A 21,062-nucleotide genomic window follows, 5' to 3' on the forward strand; every position below is an offset into this window, starting at 1 on the left:
CCTGGAAGGCTATCCGGGCTATACCCGCAAGGTGTACACCGACGTTTCCTACATCGCCTGCGCCCGCAAACTGCTGTCGGTGCCGGAAGTCATCTACCCGCAGTTCGCCACGCACAACGCCCACACCCTGTCGGCCATCTACCACATTGCCGGTCAGAACTATTACCCGGGCCAGTACGAATTCCAGTGCCTGCACGGCATGGGCGAACCTTTGTACGAGCAGGTTGTAGGCAAAGTTTCCGAAGGCAAGCTGAACCGTCCGTGCCGCGTGTACGCTCCGGTTGGTACTCATGAAACCCTGCTGGCGTACCTCGTACGTCGTTTGCTGGAAAACGGCGCGAACACTTCGTTCGTCAACCGCATCGCCGACCAGTCGATTTCGATTCAGGAACTGGTGGCCGATCCGGTTGCGCAGATCGAGCAGATGGCAACCGTGGAAGGTGGTTTCGGCCTGCCGCACCCGCGTATTCCGCTGCCGCGTGACTTGTACGGTTCCGAGCGCGCCAACTCCAGCGGCATCGACATGGCCAACGAACATCGTCTGGCCTCGCTGTCCTGCGCCCTGCTCGCCACCGCGCACAACAACTGGAAAGCCGCGCCGATGCTCGGTTGCACTTCCAGCAACGAAACGCCTGCGCCAGTACTGAACCCGGCAGACCATCGTGATGTGGTCGGTCACGTTCAGGAAGCCACCGTCGAGGACGTCGACAACGCCATCCAGTGCGCCCTCAACGCTGCACCGATCTGGCAGGCCACCCCGCCGGCCGAGCGCGCGGCGATTCTGGAGCGTGCCGCTGACTTGATGGAAGGCGAGATCCAGCCGCTGATGGGTCTGCTGGCTCGCGAAGCCGGCAAGACCTTCGCCAACGCCATCGCCGAAGTCCGCGAAGCCGTCGACTTCCTGCGTTATTACGCGGTGCAGGCACGCAACGATTTCAGCAACGACGCCCACCGCCCACTGGGCCCGGTGGTGTGCATCAGCCCGTGGAACTTCCCGCTGGCAATCTTCAGCGGCCAAGTCGCTGCGGCACTGGCTGCCGGTAACCCGGTATTGGCCAAACCGGCCGAGCAAACCCCGCTGGTTGCCGCACAAGCCGTGCGCTTGCTGCTCGAAGCCGGGATTCCAGAAGGCGTGCTGCAACTGCTGCCGGGGCGCGGTGAAACCGTCGGTGCCGGTCTGGTCGGTGACGAGCGCGTCAAAGGCGTGATGTTCACCGGTTCCACTGAAGTTGCTCGTCTGCTGCAACGCAACATTGCCGGTCGCCTGGACAGCCAGGGCCGTCCGATTCCGCTGATCGCCGAAACCGGTGGCCAGAACGCAATGATCGTCGACTCCTCGGCACTGACCGAACAAGTGGTGATCGACGTGGTGTCCTCGGCCTTCGACAGCGCCGGTCAGCGTTGCTCGGCGCTGCGTGTGTTGTGCCTGCAGGAAGATTCCGCTGATCGCGTCATCGAAATGCTCAAAGGCGCGATGGCTGAAAGCCGTCTCGGCAATCCTGAACGCCTGTCCGTGGACATCGGCCCAGTCATCGACGCTGAAGCCAAGGCTGGCATCGACAAGCACATCCAGGGCATGCGCGACAAAGGTCGCAACGTGTACCAAGTGGCAATTGCCGACACTGAAGAAGTCAAACGCGGCACCTTCGTCATGCCGACCCTGATCGAACTGGAAAGCTTCGATGAGCTGCAACGCGAGATCTTCGGTCCGGTGCTGCACGTGGTGCGCTACAAGCGCAAAGAGATCGATCAACTGATCGGCCAGATCAACGCTTCCGGCTACGGCCTGACCCTCGGCGTGCACACCCGTATCGACGAGACCATCGCCAAGGTGATCGACAACGTCAACGCCGGTAACGTCTACGTCAACCGCAACATCGTCGGTGCCGTGGTCGGCGTGCAGCCGTTCGGCGGCGAAGGCCTGTCGGGCACTGGCCCGAAAGCCGGCGGCCCGCTGTACCTGTACCGTTTGCTGTCGACGCGTCCTACCGATGCGATCGAACAATCCTTCGCTCGCGGTGATGCTGCCGTGGCGCCGGACGTGCGTCTGCGTGATGCCATGAGCAAACCGCTGAATGCCCTGAAAGCCTGGGCCGAGAGCAATAAGTACGCCGACTTGAGCGCTCTGTGCGTGCAGTACGCTGCGCAGTCGCAGAGCGGCATCACCCGCGTGCTGGCCGGCCCGACCGGTGAGAAGAACAGCTACGCCATCCTGCCGCGCGAGCACGTGCTGTGCCTGACGGAGGTTGAAGGTGATCTGCTGACGCAACTGGCAGCAGTGCTGGCGGTTGGCGGTTCGGCGGTATGGCCGGAATCCGACATCAGCAAGGCCTTGTTCGCACGCTTGCCGAAGGACGTTCAGGCGCGGATCAAGCTGGTTTCCGACTGGAATAAAGACGAAGTGGTGTTTGATGCGGTTCTGCATCACGGCCATTCCGACCAGTTGCGTGGCGTTTGCCAGCAGATTGCCAAGCGTGCCGGTGCCATTGTTGGTGTTCAGGGCTTGTCCCAGGGCGAGACCAACATTGCGCTGGAGCGTCTGGTGATCGAGCGGGCGTTGAGCGTTAACACGGCTGCGGCGGGTGGTAATGCCAGCCTGATGACCATCGGCTAACGTCCCTGGTTGATTGATCGTTCCCACGCTCCGCGTGGGAATGCCTCCTGTGACGCTCTGCGTCACGCCGTTTAGGGACGCGGAGCGTCCCGGGCTGCATTCCCACGCAGAGCGTGGGAACGATCATGCCCTACACTCGTTTTGCCCCTCCATCACGCTTATCAATCATCCTGTTCAGCTTTTATCAGCACGCCTAAACTCGGCCCAACCCAAAAAAAGGTAGGCCGCCATGTCCGAGACGCTGCTCAGTTCCCGCAATCTGGCTTTCGAGCTGTATGAAGTCCTTGATGCCGAGGGCCTGACCCGCCGTGAGCGTTTTGCCGAGCACAATCGCGAGACCTTCGACGCCGCCATCGGCACCGCACGCAACATCGCCGAAAAATACTTCGCGCCGCACAACCGCAAGGGCGACGAGAACGAGCCGCGCTACGAGGACGGTAAGGCGATTCTGATTCCCGAGGTGAAACCGGCGGTGGATGCCTTCCTTGAGGCCGGATTCCTCAACGCCGCGAGAAGTTTCGACGCCGGTGGCATGCAACTTCCTACGCTGCTCTCGCAGGCCTGCTTCGCGCACTTCCAGTCGGCCAACGCCGCATCGACGTCGTATCCGTTCCTGACCATGGGCGCGGCGAACCTGATCGAAAGCTTCGGCACCGACGAGCAGAAGCAGCGCTTTCTGCAACCGATGATCGACGGTCGTTTCTTCGGCACCATGGCCCTGACCGAGCCCCACGCTGGCTCATCGTTGTCGGATATTCGTACACGCGCCGAGCCTGCGTCCGACGGCACTTATCGCCTCAAGGGCAACAAGATCTTCATTTCCGGCGGTGATCACCCCCTCTCGGAAAATATCGTGCACATGGTGCTGGCCAAACTGCCGGACGCGCCGCCGGGGGTGAAGGGCATTTCTCTGTTCATCGTGCCGAAATTTCTGGTCAACGATGACGGCAGCCTCGGTCAGCGCAACGACGTGTTGCTCGCGGGGCTGTTCCACAAGATGGGGTGGCGTGGCACCACTTCCACCGCACTGAACTTCGGCGATAACGGTGAATGCGTCGGCTATCTGGTGGGCAAGCCGCATCACGGCTTGAGTTACATGTTCCAGATGATGAATGAAGCGCGGATCGGCGTCGGCATGGGTGCGGTGATGCTCGGTTATGCCGGTTATCTGTATTCGCTGGAATACGCCCGCGAGCGTCCGCAAGGTCGAGTGCCGGACAGCAAAGACCCAAGCACCGCGCCAGTGGCGATCATTCAACACGCGGACGTCAGACGCATGCTGCTGACGCAAAAGTCCTACGTCGAAGGGGCATTTGACCTCGGTTTGTATGCCGCGCGTTTATTTGACGACACCACCACGCTTGAGACCGAAAGCGAGCGTAAGCAGGCCCATGAGTTGCTGGATTTGCTGACGCCGATCGTCAAATCCTGGCCGTCGGAGTTCTGCCTGAAGGCCAACGAGCTGGCGATCCAGATTCTCGGCGGCCACGGTTACACCCGTGAATACCCGGTGGAGCAGTATTACCGCGACAACCGGCTGAACCCGATCCACGAGGGCACTCATGGCATTCAGTCGCTGGACTTGCTCGGGCGTAAGCTGGCGCAGAACGGCGGCGCGGGACTGAAGCAATTGATTCGTCTGATTGCCAATACCGCTGAGCGCGCAACGGCGCACGAATCGCTGACCGCGCTGCGTGAGCCGCTGGAGAAACTGGTCGCGCGTTTGCAAGTCGTGACCATTGGTTTGTTGACCGATCTGGCGCAGGGCAAGGTCAATAGCAGCCTGGCGAACTCGGCGTTGTACTTGAAGGTCTTCGGGCACACGGTGATTGGCTGGCGTTGGCTGGAGCAGGCGATTCGTGCCGAAGAAGGGTTGGCCAAAGGCAATGCGGCGGATGCCGACTTTTACAAGGGCAAGTTGCAGGCGGCGCGGTATTTCCTGACGTGGGAAGTGCCGGGTTGCCACCATGAACTGGCGCTGCTGGAGGCGCGGGATGAGACGTGTCTGGCGATGCAGGATGCTTGGTTCTGATCTGGATTATGCGTTGCGGCTGATACCGTCTTCGCGGGCAAGCCCGCTCCCACAGGGTTCTTTGGCGGTCACACATTTCGTGAAACCGCCGCAGTACCTGTGGGAGCGGGCTTGCCCGCGAAGGGGCCGGGACGGGTGGCGCATCAACTCAACTTGAACCCACCCATCTGCCGCGCCAGATCATCCGCCAACCGCTGCAACATCTGACAATCCTTTCGACAAGCCCGAACCTCTCCCGCCGTCGCCCGCGCCAGATCGGAAATCCCCTGCACGTTACGGTTGATCTCCTCGGTCACCGCCGACTGCTCCTCGGTCGCTGTCGCCACCTGGTGGTTCATGTCACTGATGCGCTCGACCTGCCCGGTAATCGCAGTCAACGATGCGCCGGTACGCTGGCTCGACTCAACCCCGGTGCCCGTCGCAGCCTGGCCGGTGCGCATCGACGACACGGCGTTTTCCGCACCTTGCTTGAGGCTGCCGATCATTTGCTGAATCTCGTCGGTGGACGCCTGGGTTCTGCGCGCCAAGGTGCGAACCTCGTCTGCAACGACAGCGAACCCTCGGCCCATGTCCCCGGCGCGTGCGGCCTCGATGGCAGCGTTCAGCGCCAATAGATTGGTCTGCTCGGAAACCCCGCGAATCACCGCCAGCACCGAATCGATCGACGCCACCTGATGCGCCAACTCACCCACCGCGCCCGCCGCCACGCCGATCTCATCGGACATGCTCTCAATATGTCGAATCGAGCCACCGACCACTTCCCGCGCCTGCATCGCTTCATCCCGCGCGGTTTGCGAGGCAAGCGCGGCGTTGCCGGCGTTCTGGGCGATTTCCTGCACGGTCAGGCCCATTTCGTGAACGGCGGTGGCGACCATGTCGGTCATTTCCTGCTGCCGACCAGAACGCTCGGCAGTGTTCTCCACCACCTTTGCCACCTGCCCGACCGCCGTGCGCAAGCGCTCGCTGGTGGTCAGCACTTCGCCGATCATCCCGCGTTGGCTATCGAGGAAACGGTTGAAGCCGCGGGCGAGATCGCCTAGCTCATCGGCACGACTGGAATCTAACCGATGGGTCAAATCTCCCCCACCGCTACCGATTGCTACCAGCGCCGCTGTTACCTGACGAATCGGTCGCACCAACCCTTGGGCCAGCCATACCACCAACGCGAGGCACACCAGCGCCACCGCCAATCCGATGCCGCCGCTCATCCACATCGCCTTGCGGGCTTCGGCATAGATCTGCGACTGCGGCACTTCGGCCACCAACGTCCAGCCCAAATCACGCAAAGGCAGGCTGAAGGCAAGGAAGTCTTCGCCATCCCGCTGGAAGCTGCTGCTTATGGCAGTTTTTTGACCCATGACGGCCTGCGCCGCCGAAGCGCCAATCTGCTCGCTCAAGGTGCGCTTGCCACTGAACTGCGCCTCGGGGTGCACCTGGATCAAACCGTCGGAACGCACGAGATAGACCTTGCCGCGCTCGCCGAAGCTGAAGTTGTGAATCAGCTCGGACAGCTCTTTCATGCTCAGCCCAAGCCCCGCTACGCCGACCACTTTGCCGGCCTGTTCAACCTTCAGATCGATGAACAGCGCCAATTCTCCGGTGGCCCCATCGTTGTCGATGTTCAGGGTGCGCGGCTGACTGCTGTCGAGGGAAGAATAGAACCAGGCGTCGGCCGGTTTGGCGCGACTGAGGGTGCGATCCAAGCCTTTTTCGGTGATGTAGTGATTCGATTCGGTGCCGATGATCAAAGCGGTAAAAGCCTTGTGTTCGGCGCGGATACCTTCCAGATACTGCGCGAAGGCCGCCGTTTTGCTGCCGTCTTCACCTGCTGCCAGCCAGTCGCGCACCATGGAATTGCTGGCGATGTCTTTCGCGGCCGTCAGCGGCTGGATAAGGATACGTTCGATGTCGTTGCGCGTCGCTTCGATGCTCGACGGCAACGCTTGTTCGACCAGATAGCTCTGGGCGAGGCGGTTGACCACCAGGGTATAAATGCCAACCACGATCAGGATACTGACCAGCAGGGCGGTGCCCATGCTGAGAATCAGCTGCCATTGAATACTGCGTCGCCACAACTGCATGGAGCACCCCCAAAGAATAAGTGGCCGAAACAATGCAACAGCCGTGCCGATTGTATACAACTCAATCGACAATCTATTCTTTGGTTGTGCGCAAACCCATCAGCCCTGATTGATGGTCTTGGCGATGGTGTCGACCGTGGCGCTGACTTGCTCTTGGTAACGGTCGAGTTCTTCTTTGTGCTGCTTCTTCATTTCGATCTGCTGCGAGCACAGATTCATTGCCGCCAGCACCAGCAGGCGGTCGCCGATCAGCGTCGGGTATTTCCTTTTGGTGTCGTCCAAAGCGGCCTTGAGCATCATTGCCGCGTCCAGCAGGGTCTGTTCTTCCCCGGCCGGTGCCTTGATCGAATAGTCCTCCCCGAGAATGGAGACGACTTTTACCCCTGCTGTGTGGTGGTTCATGCGCTGACAGGACCTGCGTTGACGCGATCAACCAGGGCTTGAATGCGTGCGGCGGTGACGCCGTGCTTTTCTTCCTGTTCCATCAGGCTCAGTTGCAGGCTTTCGTTTTCATCCTTGGCCTGGGCCAGTTCCGTGGACAGGGTCTGGTTGGTTTGCGAGAGGGCCTGGTTCTGTTGCACCAGGTCGCTGACGAGCTGTTCCAATTGGCTGAGGGATGCTTCCAACATTTTGATCTTCCAAGCGTTTTTCAAAGGGCGCGTACGATAAAGAAAAGTCACCACGGATGCCAGGGTTTAACCGGCGCAAGGCCTTGATTTTCCTGGCGGGCGAGCGTTCTCGCGAGTTTAAAAGACTGTGATCTGCCGATCTGGTTCCTGCACTTCGTCGCCCGAACCCTTCTGCGACAAATACGCACACCGACTCAAGACTTTAGTCGCATGACCGATAAGTCATCCATACAGCAGTCTCAGCCCGCATGGATGCGGCCCTCTCTTGGTATCCGCCCCATGTCCCTTCGCAATATGAACATCGCCCCCCGGGCGTTTACCGGTTTCGCCCTGATCGGCGGCCTGATGCTGATTCTGGGCGTGTTCGCGCTGAATCAGATGAGCAAAATCCGCAGCGCCGCCGAGGACATCTCGTCGAGCAGCGTGCCGAGCATCAAGAACCTCGACGAGTTCACTCAATTGACTCTGCGTCTGCGCGTGCTGTCGTACCGCCTGCTGGTCAACCGTGAACCGGATGTGCAGCAAAAAACGATTGAGCTGCTGGACATGCGCAATCAGCAGATCCGCAAGGCCCAGACTGATTACGAGCCGCTGATCGGCAGCCCGGAAGAGCGTTCGGCCTACGATCAGTACGTGCAGTTGCTCGGTCAGTACCGCCAGATCGAAGACCGGATGAAAAGCCTGTCGCGCAACAATCAGGTGGATGAGCTGCGCAACCTGCTCAACACCGAGTTGCTGAACAACTCCGAAGCCATGAACACCGTGCTCAACCGCCTGATGCAGATCAACGGCGAGCAGATCAGCGAGACCAATCAGCAAGCGGCCGATCAGTATTCCTCGGCGTTCGATCTGGTGGTGACCCTGCTGGTGATCGCCACCGGCCTGACCTTCCTGTTCGCCTGGTTGCTGACCATCAGCATCACCCGGCCGATCTCCAAGGCACTCGACGCGGCGGAAACCATTGCCGAGGGCAACCTGACCCAGCCAATTCACGTCGACGGTTCCGATGAAGCCGGGCGCCTGCTGGCTGCCATGGCCAAGATGCAATCGAAACTGCGCGACACTTTGCAGCGAATTTCCGGTTCGGCCACTCAACTGGCTTCTGCCGCTGAAGAACTGAACAGTGTCACCGACGAAAGCGCGCGGGGCCTGACTCAGCAGAACAACGAAATTGAACAGGCGGCGACTGCGGTCAACGAGATGACCAGCGCTGTGGAAGAAGTCGCACGCAACGCAGTAAGCACTTCGGAAGCGTCAAAGAACGCCACCACCTCGGCCGGCGACGGTCGTGATCTGGTTCAGGAAACCGTCAGCGCCATCGAACGCATGAGTGCCGACGTGCAGAGCACTGCATCGTTGATTGGGGATTTGGCCAACGAATCCCGCGACATCGGCAAGGTGCTGGACGTGATCCGTGGTCTGGCTGACCAGACCAACCTGCTGGCGTTGAACGCAGCTATTGAAGCGGCCCGTGCCGGTGAGGCCGGTCGTGGTTTTGCGGTGGTGGCTGACGAGGTTCGTGCACTGGCGCACCGCACTCAGCAATCGACCAGCGAAATCGAGCGCATGATCGGCAGCATTCAGAGCGGCACCGAACACGCGGTGGATTCGATGCGTAACAGCACCGAGCGCGCCGAGTCGACGCTGAACATTGCCCGTGGTGCCGGGATGTCGCTGGACACCATCAACACTGCCATCGTCGAAATCAACGAGCGCAATCTGGTGATCGCCAGCGCCGCCGAAGAGCAGGCACAAGTGGCGCGGGAAGTGGACCGTAACCTGGTGAACATCCGCGATCTGTCGGTGCAATCGGCGACCGGGGCGAATCAGACCAGTGCGGCGAGCAACGAGCTGTCGCGGTTGGCGCTGGACCTGAACAATATGGTTGGGCGGTTTAGCCTTTAAGATCAAAAGCTACCCCCTCACCCCAGCCCTCTCCCCCAAGGGGCCGAGGGGGAAAGGGGGCCGATCTTCATGCACTTCAAGACCTGAGTTCGGCTCGATATCTCAGGTCGGTGCAGCTTGAACGAACACCGCGGTCAGTTCCCTCTCCCCCCGGGAGAGGGTTAGGGTGAGGGCAGCAATCCCCAGCCGAACCAAAATTCCGAACACGCCGGCGCAAAAACCTTTTTGACAGCATCACATTTCAACAGGTTAGAATCGCTGGCACGCAGACTGCATGGTCAGTTTGTGCCCGTCTTTACGCTTCTGGAGTACTGCCTTTGAATGCGACGACCATCAACAGCCTGTTCTTGATCGGCGCGTTGCTGGTAGGCGCAAGCATTCTTGTCAGCTCTCTGTCTTCCCGTCTCGGCATTCCGATTCTGGTCATCATTCTTGCGGTCGGCATGGCGGCCGGGGTGGATGGCGGCGGGATCATTTTCGATAACTACCCGACGGCCTATCTGGTCGGCAACCTCGCCCTGGCGGTGATCCTCCTCGACGGCGGTTTGCGCACGCGGGTGTCGAGTTTCCGCGTGGCGCTATGGCCGGCGTTGTCGCTGGCCACGGTCGGGGTGCTGATTACCACCGGGCTGACCGGCATGGCGGCGGCGTGGCTGTTCGACCTGAACCTGATTCAGGGCTTGTTGATCGGCGCCATCGTCGGCTCGACCGACGCCGCAGCGGTGTTCTCGCTGCTCGGTGGCAAAGGCCTGAACGAACGGGTGACCGCCAGCCTGGAAATCGAATCCGGCAGCAATGACCCGATGGCGGTGTTTCTCACCGTGACCCTGATCGACATGCTCGCCAGCGGCCAGACCGGCCTGCACTGGAGCCTGCTGACCCACCTGATCCGCGAGTTCGGCATCGGTGGCGTGATCGGTCTGGGCGGTGGCTGGCTGATGCTGCAACTGGTCAACCGGATCAACCTCGCCGCCGGCCTGTATCCGATCCTGGTGATCGCGGGTGGTCTGGTGGTGTTCGCCCTGACCAACGCCTTGCACGGCAGTGGCTTCCTTGCGGTTTATCTGTGTGGTCTGGTGATCGGCAACCGTCCGGTGCGCAGTCGCCACGGCATCCTGCACATGCTCGACGGCATGGCGTGGCTGGCGCAGATCGGCATGTTCCTGGTGTTGGGACTGTTGGTCACGCCGCATGATTTGCTGCCGATCGCCCTGCCTGCCCTGGGTCTGGCACTGTGGATGATTCTGTTCGCGCGACCACTGTCGGTAGTCGTCGGCCTGCTGCCATTCAAGGCCTTCCATGGCCGCGAGAAAGCCTTTATTTCCTGGGTCGGCCTGCGCGGCGCCGTACCGATCATTCTGGCGGTGTTCCCGCTGATGGCCGGTCTGCCGAACGCACAGCTGTACTTCAACCTCGCCTTCTTCATCGTGCTGGTGTCGCTGCTGGTACAGGGCACGAGCCTGCCGTGGGTGGCCAAACTGCTCAAGGTGACGGTACCGCCCGAGCCTGCGCCCATTTCCCGTTCAGCGCTGGAAGTCCACGTCACCAGCGAATGGGAGCTGTTCGTGTACAAGCTCGGCGCGGAGAAATGGTGCATCGGTTCGCCCCTGCGTGAGCTGAAAATGCCCGAAGGCACCCGTATCGCTGCCCTGTTTCGTGGCCAGCAATTGCTCCATCCGTCGGGTAGTACGGTGCTGGAAGTCGATGATTTGCTGTGTGTTATCGGCCATGAACACAACTTGCCGGCTCTCGGAAAACTGTTCAGCCAGGCGCCGCAACGTGGCCTCGATCTGCGTTTCTTCGGCGACTTTGTGCTCGAAGGAGACGCCCAGCTTAAAGCGGTTGCAGCGCTTTACGGGTTGCCGGCCGACGGCATCGATCCGGACATGACCCTGGGCGCCTTCATCGCGCAGAAAGTCGGCGGTGCGCCAATCGTCGGTGACCAGGTGGAGTGGAACAACACTCACTGGACGGTTGCGGTCATGGACGGGAACAAGATCGGCAAAGTGGGCGTCAGATTCCCCGAAGGAAGTCGCCCGGGCCCCGGGCTCTTCCTCTAAACTGCGTCCACTCTCACTTGCTTGACCGGTCTCTATGCCTATCCTGCGTTCCTTTTTCGCCGCGGCCCTGCTGGGCCTGAGTCTTACTGTCGGCCCGCTGTACGCCGCCGAACCACCGTCCAGCGACGCCGTGCAGGCCAGTCTGGACAAGCTTGCCGACAGCAAACTGCCGGATGCTGATAAAAAACCCCTGCAAGCCGTTTTGCAGAACACGCTCAATCAGCTCAACAACCGGCGTGATTACGAGCAGAAACTCAGCGATCTGAAGCAGCAATTGGCGACCGCGCCAAAGCAGACCATCGAGAACAATCGCGAACTGACGCGGCTCAAGGCGAACGCGGTAGTGCCGGTGGCCCAGCGCTTTCCCAAAGAGTCGATCACGCAGCTGGAGCAGATCCTTACCGATCGCTCGACCCAGCAAAGCGATCTGCAAAAAGCCCTGGCCGACGCCAACAGTCTGATCATCACGGCGCAGACCCGGCCCGAGCGCGCCCAGGCGGAAATTTCCGCCAGCCAGACGCGCATCCAGCAAATCAACAACATCCTCAAGTCCGGCAAGGACGCGGGCAAGACCGTCAGCGCCGAGCAGCGAGACCTGCTGAACGCCGAGCTGGCCGCGCTGAACGCACTGATTCCGCTGCGTCGCCAGGAACTGGCCGGCAACAACCAGTTGCAGGATCTGGGCAACAGCCTGCATGACTTGCTCTCGGAGAAGTCCGACCGCCTCGACCGCGAGATCCAGGAGCTGCAAACGCTGATCAACCAGAAGCGTCTGGCGCAGTCTCAGGAAACCGTCACCCAGCAATCGATCGAAGCGCAAAAGGCCGGCAGCAGCAGCCTGCTTGCCATCGAAAGTACGGCCAACCTCAAGTTGTCGGACTATCTGCTCAAAAGCACCGACCGCCTCAACGAAGTCACTCAGCAGAATCTACAGACCAAGCAGCAGCTCGACAGCTTGACCCAAAGCGATTCGGCCCTCGACGAGCAGATCAACGTGCTCAAGGGCAGCCTGCTGCTGTCGAAGATTCTTTATAAGCAGAAACAGGCCCTGCCGCGCCTCAAGGTCGACCGCGATCTGGCGGATCAGATCGCCGACATTCGCCTGTGGCAATTCGACGTCAGCCAGCAGCGTGAACAATTGAGCAATCCGGCGGCCTATGTCGACAACCTGCTGGCCACCCAGCCACCGGAACAGGTCACACCACAACTGCGCAAAAGCCTGCTCGAGCTGGCCAGCACCCGTGCCGACTTGCTGGAGCGCCTGAATCGCGAACTGAGCGCGATGCTCAATGAATCGATCACTCTTCAACTCAATCAGAAGCAACTGCTGAGCACCGCGCAGAGCCTGCGCGCGACCCTCGACGAACAGATGTTCTGGATTCCCAGCAACAAGCCGCTGGACATCGAGTGGATGCGTGGCGTGCCGGAACGCCTGAAACGTCAGGTCGACACCCTGCCGCTGGCCTCAAGCCTGAGCGAGCTGACTGACGGCCTGACTCAGCGCCCGTTGCTGTTCCTGCCGCTGGCGCTGCTGATCGGTGCGCTGCTTTGGCGACGCAAGGCTTTGTACGCGCGGTTGAACAAGGTTCACCAGGACATCGGCCACTTCAAGCGTGACAGCCAGTGGCACACGCCGCAGGCCATTCTGATCAATATTCTGCTGGCCATGCCGGTGGCGCTCGGTCTGGCATTGTGTGGTCTGGCCTTGCAGATCGACGCCCGTGGGCAGAACGCCAACATGGGCGCGGCGCTGCTGCAAATGGGTCAGGCGTGGCTGGTGTTCTACACCGCCTACCGGATTCTTGCGCCGGGCGGCGTGGCCGAGTTGCACTTCCGTTGGGAAAAGCCGCAAGTCGAATTCCTGCAGGGCTGGATCCGTCGACTCGGGCTGGTGGTCATGGCGCTGGTCACCGTGGTGGCGGTGGCCGAACTGCAACCGGCGGCGCTGGCAGACGACGTGCTCGGCATGCCGGTCGTGCTGACCTGCTACGCCTTGATGGCGTGGTTGCTCAGCCGCCTGCTGATCAGCAGCCCGGCCCACGAAAACACCTCGCTGTTCCGCAAAGCCGTCGGCGTGATGTTCACCCTGCTGCCTATCGCCCTGTTCGTCGCGGTCTGCTTCGGCTACTACTACACCGCGCTGAAACTCAGCGACCGTCTGATCAATACCCTTTACCTGCTGATGTTCTGGCTGGTGATCGAAGCCACCTTCGTCCGTGGTCTGAGCGTCGCCGCACGACGCCTGGCCTACCAGCGCGCCCTGGCCAAACGCCAGGCGGCGAGAGAAGCCGGCGACGGCGAGGCAGTGATCGAAGAGCCGACGCTGGACATCGAAAAGGTCAACGAACAGTCCCTGCGCCTGATCCGTCTGGCCCTGCTCGGCGGCTTCATCGCGGCGCTGTACTGGGTATGGTCGGACCTGATCTCGGTGTTCTCGTACCTCGACAACATCACCCTCTACGAATACACCAGCGGCACCGGCGCCAATATGAGCATGGTGCCGATCAGCATCGGCGACATGCTCGGTGCATTGATCATCATCGGCATCACCTTCGCCCTGGCGCGCAACTTGCCGGGCCTGCTTGAAGTGTTTGTGCTGTCGAAGCTCAATCTGGCTCAGGGCAGCGCCTACGCGACCACGACGCTGTTGTCGTACGTGATCGCCGGCGTCGGTTTCGTCTCGACCCTGTCGACCCTCGGCGTCAGCTGGGACAAGTTGCAATGGCTGGTGGCGGCGCTGTCGGTGGGTCTCGGCTTCGGTATGCAGGAAATCTTCGCCAACTTCATCTCCGGCATCATGATCCTCTTCGAACGCCCGGTGCGGATCGGCGACACCATCACCATCGGCAGCCTGTCGGGCACGGTGAGCAAGATCCGCATCCGCGCCACGACCATCACCGACTTCGACCGCAAGGACATCATTGTCCCGAACAAGACGTTCATCACCGGGCAACTGATCAACTGGTCGCTGACCGACACCATCACCCGTGTGACGCTGAAACTCGGTGTCGATTACGGCTCCGATCTGGATCTGGTCAAGGAACTGCTGCTCAAGGCTGCCCGGGAAAATCCGCGCGTGCTCAAGGAACCCGAGCCGCACGTGTACTTCCTCAACTTCGGCGAAAGCACCCTCGACCACGAACTGCGCATGCACGTGCGTGACCTCGGCGACCGTAACCCGGTGATCGATGAAGTGAACCGCTTCATCAACCGCGAGTTCAAGAAGCAGCACATCAACATCTCGTTCCGCCAGATGGAGGTTTACCTGAAGAACCTGCATGGCCAGGAATACAAGTTGGTGCCCATCGAGCCGGAAGCCAAAACCATCGTCGCAGTGCCCGACGAGCAGAAGCCGCTGCAAGAACCGCCGCCGGCCAAACTCGACTAACCGGTCTATTCCCAGCAGAATGCTCGGACATTCTGCTGGAGCCGGCCCTTGAAAGCCCTCGACGAACTGACCTTCGACAATCGCTTCGCCCGCCTCGGTGATGCGTTCTCCGCCCACGTGCTGCCCGAGCCGATCGACAATCCGCGCCTGGTCGTCGCCAGCCCGGCGGCCCTGGCCTTGCTGGATCTCGATCCGGCGACCGCCGAAACCCAGGAGTTTGCCGAGCTGTTTGGCGGCCACAAACTGTGGGCCGATGCCGAGCCGCGGGCGATGGTCTATTCCGGGCATCAGTTCGGCGGCTACACGCCGCAACTGGGCGACGGACGTGGTCTGCTGCTCGGCGAGGTCTACAACCAGGCCGGCGAGCACTGGGACTTGCACCTCAAGGGCGCCGGGCAAACGCCGTTTTCGCGCATGGGCGACGGCCGTGCGGTGCTGCGTTCGTCGATCCGCGAATTCCTTGCCTCTGAAGCGCTGCATGCGCTGAACATTCCTTCGTCGCGTGCGGCTTGTGTGATCGGCTCCGACACGCCGGTCTGGCGGGAAAAGCAGGAACGTGCGGCGATGGTGCTGCGTCTGGCGCCGAGCCATATCCGCTTCGGCCACTTCGAATACTTCTACTACACCAAGCGTCCCGAGCAGCAAAAGCAGCTCGGCGAACACGTATTGGCGATGCACTATCCGCAATGCCTGGAGCAGCCGGAACCGTATCTGGCGATGTTCCGCGAGATCGTCGAGCGCAACGCCGAACTGATCGCCAAATGGCAGGCTTATGGTTTCTGCCACGGCGTGATGAACACCGACAACATGTCGATCCTCGGCATCACTTTCGACTTCGGCCCGTTCGCCTTCCTTGATGACTTCGACGCCAACTTCATCTGCAACCATTCGGATGATCAGGGTCGCTACTCGTTCAGCAATCAGGTGCCGGTCGGCCAGTGGAACCTCAGCGCCCTCGCGCAGGCGCTGACGCCGTTCATCAGCGTCGAAGCATTGCGCGAAACCCTCGGCCTGTACCTGCCGCTGTTCCAGGCGCATTACCTCGACCTGATGCGCCGTCGCTTCGGTTTCACCAGCGCCGAAGAGGACGACCAGACACTGCTGGAAAACCTCCTCCAACTGATGCAGAACAGCGGCGTCGACTACACGCTGTTTTTCCGCCGGCTCGGAGAGGACTCAGCAGAACAAGCCGTCGCCCTTTTGCGTGACGACTTCGTCGACATCAAAGGTTTCGATGCCTGGGGCGAGCGCTACGTGGCGCGGGTTGCCCGTGATGGCGCGGCTGATCAAACGCAACGTCGCGCGCGGATGCATGCGGTCAATCCGCTGTACATCCTGCGCAATTATCTGGCGCAAAAAGCCATTGATGCGGCTGAACAAGGCGACTACTCCGAGGTTCGGCGCCTGCATGCGGTGCTGAGCAAACCTTTCGAGGAGCAGCCGGGGATGGAAAGCTACGCCGAGCGGCCGCCGGAATGGGGCAAGCATCTGGAGATCAGTTGTTCGTCGTGAGGCAAGCGATGTGACACTGCCGGGCATTCTGGCTTCATAGAACACCGCCGCGTACGGGACAACGCGGCACTACAGGACAAGGACGTTGCAGTGCTCGGCTATCTTTCCGTTGGCATCACGCTGTTTCAAACGCTTTCAATGCTTATGTATGTCGGCGGCATCTGGGCATGTCAGTTCAGACTCAACGCCCTGCGCCGCGACGAACCTGCGCGGTGCGCAACGATCGAAGAGCACCGGCTGCTCGCCCTCTATTACCCCAAGGAAACAGTCGAGCGCGATGTTCACCTGATCAGCGGCGCCTATCGAAAAACCGGCACCATGAAAGACTGGTCCGGCATGGACCGCATCGCTGAATTCCCGGTATTCCTGCCTGCACCGGCCCTGCCGTTTCTGAACAAGGAAGGCAACAACGAGGCCGAAATCATCTGCGGCAAAAAGCGCGCTTATGTGATCCGCCTGAATGATGGCTATCACATCGAGGCGTTCGCCCAGCGTGTCGAAATCCACGAGCGGGCTGACGTTCAATGGACGTTCGGCATCCCGGGCCCATGTATCGGCGACGAAGAGACACTGATCCTGGGACAGCGCCCTGCCCGCAAGAAAGAGCGTCGACGCCTCGCGTATGAAATGAACACGCACATGCCCTGTCTGCGGCGCTTTTGGGGGTCCTGTGCAGTTGTGGCAAGCGTGCTGCTGTTCTGGGCGATGGCATTTGAGTGGCTGACCGCCAAGGAATGGTTTGTCCCTTTCTTCTTCGTGACCCTGGCGGGCTTCCTGCCCATGACGCTGGAGAAGCATCAGCCACGCAGTGTGGTCAATCTGATTCAAGGCGTTTATCGCAGCGTTCCTGAGGAGGGAATGACCATCGGTAAAAAAAGTGTGTCCGTCGAACCACCGGTCCGGCTGCAGATTGAAAATCACATCAAGGAAGGCCAGACCGTTATTGCTCATATCGAGATCGATGCGCAGAGAGGCTGGTATGACTGGCTGCTCAAGATCGAAGGTCTGCCCGACGCCTATGCCGACTGGCGGTATCAAGAACACGAAGCCTGGCTCGGCAACGCGGTGATGATGGGGCTGTTCGCGACTTCCTGGCTGGTGGCGCACGTGTGCTACCCCGACGCGGATCGCAGCAACGCGCAGGCGTGGGTGGAATATGTCAGCGGTGGATTGTGCGTCGCCTACGGCGCCAATCTGGCCAGGCGTCTTTGGGAGCGCCGGCCTGTATCGAACGGCGTGGGCGCCTCCTGATGGGCCAGTCAGAGTTCGAAATGCTCGCGGTTTTCGTCATCGTGGCGCTGCTCACCGGGCCGGCGGTGGTGGTTCTCTGGAAACTCGTGGCCCTGTCCTGGTCGACTCGCCGCTTCATCGCCAAGGCGCAACCCCTTCGCCAATTGAACGACGCGGAACGAGCCGCGCTGGCGTTCATGGACAGTCGGGCGATCGGCTTCCTTCACCTGGTGGGGACGACCATTCTGCCCTTCCGTGAGCTGGAAGCCGCGCAGGGCAAAGCCGCTGGGGTCTATCAGTTGCGCGGACCGTTGAAGATTTCCGGATATGGTTCGCAATGGGGCGGGGAAGTGCATTACGCGATTCAAAACGTCGAGGTGTTCATGGCAGTGGATCAACTGACGGATTTCACCCGCGAACAGAACATCGTCGAAGTGGTGTTCTGCAAGAACGTCGGCATCGTGCTGAGCTGCAACGATGGCTACTCGCTGGTCGATGCCAGCGCTGCGTGGAAGCAGCGCATCTTTGGGCCCGGAACACAATAGCGCTCGCGAGTCCGCGGCATCGCTGAGTTATGCAGCCTGCGCCTCTGCAGCGAGCCGCTCGCCCTGTTTGAACAGCACGAAATCGCGCTCTTCGCTGTCCGTGGCGGCGCTCTTGAGGAGGAAGCCGATTACTAACCCACCGCCAAACAACACACCCGTGAACCCGGAGAACGGCGGCTCGGCGAAGAACATGAAATAGAGTGTCGCAAGCATGCTGATCAGGAAGTACGGCCCCAGAATCAGCAATGCCAGCTTGCCAATGCGGGTGGCTGTCTGCAGTTTTTTGTCCAGGACCTGACGGTCAGCCTCTTCGAGCAACAGATCCGAACTGCACTGATAACAGTTGATCGGCTGCAACCGAACCAACTCGAAGGCCTGGTGATACGTCGGCTTGAGCGTATAGCTGCAATGCCCGCAACTCATGCTTGCGTCTTTGTAAGGCGTGGAATCGGTAGGCGCTGCGGCTTCTTGGGTAGAACTCATGACAGTAAATTCCCTTTAGATGAAAGCGCGGCTGAACAAGCCGCGCGACATGCTAGCAGAGTGCAACTGCCCTGGCGTTGGATGGCTCTGCAACGCCCTTCAGATAAATACATCTACCGGTAGCTTGAAGTGATCGGCCAGCCAGCGGATCTGGCGCAAGTTGAGCTGGCGCTTGCCGCTCAAAATTTCCGAAACGACTGACTGAGGGCCAACACCGGGCAAGTCACTCTGGGTCAAACCATGTTCGCGCATCAGATATCCCAGCACTTCGTAACCAGGTGGTTTGGGCATTGGGTGATGAGTGTGATCCCATTCCTCGATCCAGTCACCGATGATATCTACCAGGCTCATTAAAGGATGGGATTCGTCATCGCCGGTCATTTCGAGTAACTCGTCGAGTGCTTGGACCAGTCTGTCGTAATCGCTTTCGTTTTTCGGTTTGCGCAGCAATGGCGAGACGAACTCCCAGTGCTCGGCGGCTTTTTTGATCAGAACACTCATGCCTGCGCCTCCTTCCATTTACCGCGATCATATTCGCGATGATCCAGCACATACTTGATATACAACTTTTGTGGTCGGTATCTGACGTAGGCGATCAATCTCAGTTTATTACCGCCAATATCGAACACATGAAATTCACCCACTTTATCCATAGCCGGGAACAGCGCCTTCATGGCAGCAAAGTCCAACGACTTGCTTCCTTTTGCCACTTCAAGCCAGTGATCAAGTGCGGTGGCCGCTTTCGGCCATTTATCTTTCGCTTCTCGTATCCGTTTTGCAGTGATGACATGCATGCAACATCCTTATCGCATTTTGCTATGGGGAGTTAATCACAGATCAGGATTATCGCAAGTTGCGATACTTCCAAGCAGACCAACGGACCTGCTCGGCGTGCTTCAGCCTAGGAACACCGCCGAACTCCGCACGATTGAAAATATGAGCAAACGTCTCCAACTAAGGGATATCAGCTCTTCACCGGACCACGCTCATGACTGACCCAGTGCTTATCCCCTGCCCTTCCTGCAACGGCCTCAATCGCATTCCCGCCGAGCGCCTTGCTGACCAACCAAAATGCGGCCGCTGCAAATCCGTAGTGCTGCTGAACAAGCCGTTCGAACTCAAGCAAGGCGATTACGCCAGCCAGATCAAGGGCGATCTGCCGCTATTGGTGGATGTGTGGGCGGACTGGTGCGGGCCGTGCAAGTCGTTTGCACCGGTGTTCGAGCAGGCGGCTGCGCAGTTGGCGGGCAAGTGCCGACTGGCCAAGCTCGATAGTGAGGCGAATCAGCAGTTGTCGGCGCAGTTGGGGATTCGCTCGATTCCGAGTTTGATTCTGTTCAAGAACGGCCGGGAAGTGGCGCGGCAGAGCGGCGCGTTTCCGCTGCCGCAACTGATGGCGTGGCTGCGCAGCCAGGGTATCTGATACACCAAAAAACCTGTGGGAGCTGGCTCGCCAGCGATGACGGTGGATCAGTCACTATAGAAACTTGATTTGCCGCCCCTATCGCTGGCAAGCCAGCTCCCACAGGGATTGTGGATTACTCGTGGGATCAGTGATCTTCGAGCAAATTGTGCAGTTCGACGAACTGCTGGGTCAGCTTGTGCCGTGGGTCAAGGTGGATCAGCGGAATGCTGGCCTGATGCGACTCACGCATGCGCACCGAGCTGGTCAGATACACCGGCAACACCGGTAAACCCTCGGCAATCAACTCATCAAGAATCTGCTGCGGCAGACTGGCCCGTGCCTGGAACTGGTTGACCACGATGCCTTCGACTTCCAGGCCTTCGTTGTGGTCTTCTTTCAATTCTTCGATTTCGGCCATCAAGCCATACAAGGCCTGACGGGAAAAGCTGTCGCAGTCGAAGGGGATCAGCACACGATCGGCAGCAATCAGCGCCGATACCGCGTAAAAATTCAAGGCTGGCGGCGTATCGAGGTAAATACGGTCGTATTCGCCATCGAGCTCATCGAGCAACTTACGCAGCTTGTTGATCTTGTGCTTGGCCTCAAGTTTGGGCTGCAAGTCAGCGAGTTCGGCGGTGGCGGTGATGATGTGGAGGTTATCGAACGGAGTTTCGTAGATATCGGCCTGGTTTTTCTTCGAAAACGGCCCGGAAGACAGGGTCTGCTTGAAAAAGTCGGCAATGCCCATCGGTATGTCATCGCCGGTAAGCCCGGTCAGATATTGAGTGGAGTTGGCCTGGGCATCGAGGTCCACCAACAGCGTGCGATAACCCTCGCTCGCGCTGACCGCCGCCAGATTGCAGGCAATGCTGGATTTGCCTACGCCACCTTTCTGATTGAACACCACGCGCCGCATGACCAAACCTCCGTGTATCAAAGAATGACCGAGTGTAGATGCGCGCGACCTCGCTTCGCTACCTTCACGGACACGGACTACAGGGTCAGGTGCAAATATCCCCGTGGAGACCGAGTAAAAACCGTCATGAATCGCCGAGATTCCCGACAGACAAGCCGCTCGCAATCTGGATAATGGCCAAGTGACAGTTCTGCCGCGAACCAGTCGGTACATTTCGTTGCACAAAATGTAACCAGCATTTGCTACACACTCGTCGCACCGG

The 21,062-nt window shown here is 59.9% G+C and carries 15 protein-coding genes and 2 pseudogenes; 10 read left to right on the top strand and 7 right to left on the bottom strand.

The window, feature by feature from the left end; genetic code table 11:
- Both putA and ACIONG_RS19220 read left to right on the top strand, forming a co-directional pair.
- Positions 1-2,614: bifunctional proline dehydrogenase/L-glutamate gamma-semialdehyde dehydrogenase PutA (gene putA / locus ACIONG_RS19215; protein WP_401301962.1), on the top strand; the 2,614-nt coding region annotated here is incomplete at its 5' end.
- A 229-nt stretch (positions 2,615-2,843) separates the two neighbouring features.
- Positions 2,844-4,646, top strand: coding sequence for an acyl-CoA dehydrogenase (locus ACIONG_RS19220; RefSeq protein WP_401301965.1), 1,803 nt, complete (start codon positions 2,844-2,846; stop codon positions 4,644-4,646).
- Between the two features lie 143 nt (positions 4,647-4,789).
- Here ACIONG_RS19220 and ACIONG_RS19225 read toward each other — a convergent pair whose 3' ends face one another.
- The 3 genes from ACIONG_RS19225 to ACIONG_RS19235 all read right to left on the bottom strand — a co-directional run bounded on the left by ACIONG_RS19225 (position 4,790) and on the right by ACIONG_RS19235 (position 7,356).
- Positions 4,790-6,727, bottom strand: a complete 1,938-nt coding sequence (locus ACIONG_RS19225) for a methyl-accepting chemotaxis protein (protein WP_401301968.1) — start codon at positions 6,725-6,727, stop codon at positions 4,790-4,792.
- 99 nt (positions 6,728-6,826) lie between these two features.
- The gene (locus tag ACIONG_RS19230) at positions 6,827-7,129 is read right to left on the bottom strand and encodes a cell division protein ZapA (RefSeq protein ID WP_064117128.1); all 303 of its coding nucleotides are present in this window, start codon (positions 7,127-7,129) and stop codon (positions 6,827-6,829) included.
- Positions 7,126-7,356: a hypothetical protein gene (locus tag ACIONG_RS19235; RefSeq protein ID WP_401301972.1), complete on the bottom strand. Its 231-nt coding sequence runs from the start codon at positions 7,354-7,356 to the stop codon at positions 7,126-7,128. Before ACIONG_RS19235 ends, ACIONG_RS19230 begins: the two co-directional genes overlap by 4 nt.
- 345 nt (positions 7,357-7,701) lie before the next feature.
- Between ACIONG_RS19235 and ACIONG_RS19240 the strand changes: the two are divergent.
- From ACIONG_RS19240 to ACIONG_RS19270, 7 genes and pseudogenes are all read left to right on the top strand, one after another.
- Positions 7,702-8,358, top strand: a pseudogene (locus ACIONG_RS19240) (MCP four helix bundle domain-containing protein); the annotation flags it as partial.
- Between the two features lie 303 nt (positions 8,359-8,661).
- Positions 8,662-9,261 (top strand): annotated as a pseudogene (locus ACIONG_RS19245) (methyl-accepting chemotaxis protein); the annotation flags it as partial.
- Positions 9,262-9,578: 317 nt separating this feature from the next.
- Positions 9,579-11,321 (top strand): potassium/proton antiporter, encoded by a 1,743-nt coding sequence (locus tag ACIONG_RS19250; protein ID WP_103305400.1) that lies wholly within the window; start codon positions 9,579-9,581, stop codon positions 11,319-11,321.
- 34 nt (positions 11,322-11,355) lie between these two features.
- Positions 11,356-14,709, top strand: coding sequence for a mechanosensitive channel MscK (mscK, locus tag ACIONG_RS19255; protein ID WP_401301975.1), 3,354 nt, complete (start codon positions 11,356-11,358; stop codon positions 14,707-14,709).
- 48 nt (positions 14,710-14,757) lie between these two features.
- A complete protein-coding gene (selO, locus tag ACIONG_RS19260; protein WP_103305402.1) occupies positions 14,758-16,221 on the top strand; it encodes a protein adenylyltransferase SelO in 1,464 nt (487 codons plus the stop codon).
- 90 nt (positions 16,222-16,311) lie between these two features.
- A complete protein-coding gene (locus tag ACIONG_RS19265; RefSeq protein WP_401301979.1) occupies positions 16,312-17,472 on the top strand; it encodes a hypothetical protein in 1,161 nt (386 codons plus the stop codon).
- The gene (locus ACIONG_RS19270) at positions 17,472-17,996 is read left to right on the top strand and encodes a hypothetical protein (protein ID WP_401301982.1); all 525 of its coding nucleotides are present in this window, start codon (positions 17,472-17,474) and stop codon (positions 17,994-17,996) included. The genes ACIONG_RS19265 and ACIONG_RS19270 overlap by 1 nt, the downstream gene beginning before the upstream one ends.
- 27 nt (positions 17,997-18,023) lie before the next feature.
- On the opposite strand, the gene ACIONG_RS19275 is transcribed toward ACIONG_RS19270, so the two are convergent.
- The 3 genes from ACIONG_RS19275 to ACIONG_RS19285 form a co-directional block, all read right to left on the bottom strand.
- A complete protein-coding gene (locus ACIONG_RS19275; protein WP_401301985.1) occupies positions 18,024-18,479 on the bottom strand; it encodes a hypothetical protein in 456 nt (151 codons plus the stop codon).
- 99 nt (positions 18,480-18,578) lie between these two features.
- Positions 18,579-18,980 (bottom strand): type II toxin-antitoxin system HigA family antitoxin, encoded by a 402-nt coding sequence (locus tag ACIONG_RS19280; RefSeq protein WP_103305406.1) that lies wholly within the window; start codon positions 18,978-18,980, stop codon positions 18,579-18,581.
- Entirely contained in the window at positions 18,977-19,273 is a 297-nt protein-coding gene (locus ACIONG_RS19285) for a type II toxin-antitoxin system HigB family toxin (RefSeq protein WP_103305407.1), read from the bottom strand. The genes ACIONG_RS19280 and ACIONG_RS19285 overlap by 4 nt, the downstream gene beginning before the upstream one ends.
- 194 nt (positions 19,274-19,467) lie before the next feature.
- Between ACIONG_RS19285 and trxC the strand changes: the two genes are divergently transcribed.
- Positions 19,468-19,902: a thioredoxin TrxC gene (gene trxC / locus ACIONG_RS19290; protein ID WP_401301989.1), complete on the top strand. Its 435-nt coding sequence runs from the start codon at positions 19,468-19,470 to the stop codon at positions 19,900-19,902.
- A gap of 127 nt (positions 19,903-20,029) precedes the next feature.
- Here the strand turns inward: trxC and ACIONG_RS19295 are convergent, their stop codons facing one another.
- Complete coding sequence (locus ACIONG_RS19295) at positions 20,030-20,800, bottom strand: ParA family protein (protein WP_401301992.1); 771 nt, start codon at positions 20,798-20,800, stop codon at positions 20,030-20,032.
- Between the last annotated feature and the right edge of the window lie 262 nt (positions 20,801-21,062).

Source organism: Pseudomonas sp. NPDC087817 (assembly GCF_044742875.1).
Taxonomy (GTDB): domain Bacteria; phylum Pseudomonadota; class Gammaproteobacteria; order Pseudomonadales; family Pseudomonadaceae; genus Aquipseudomonas.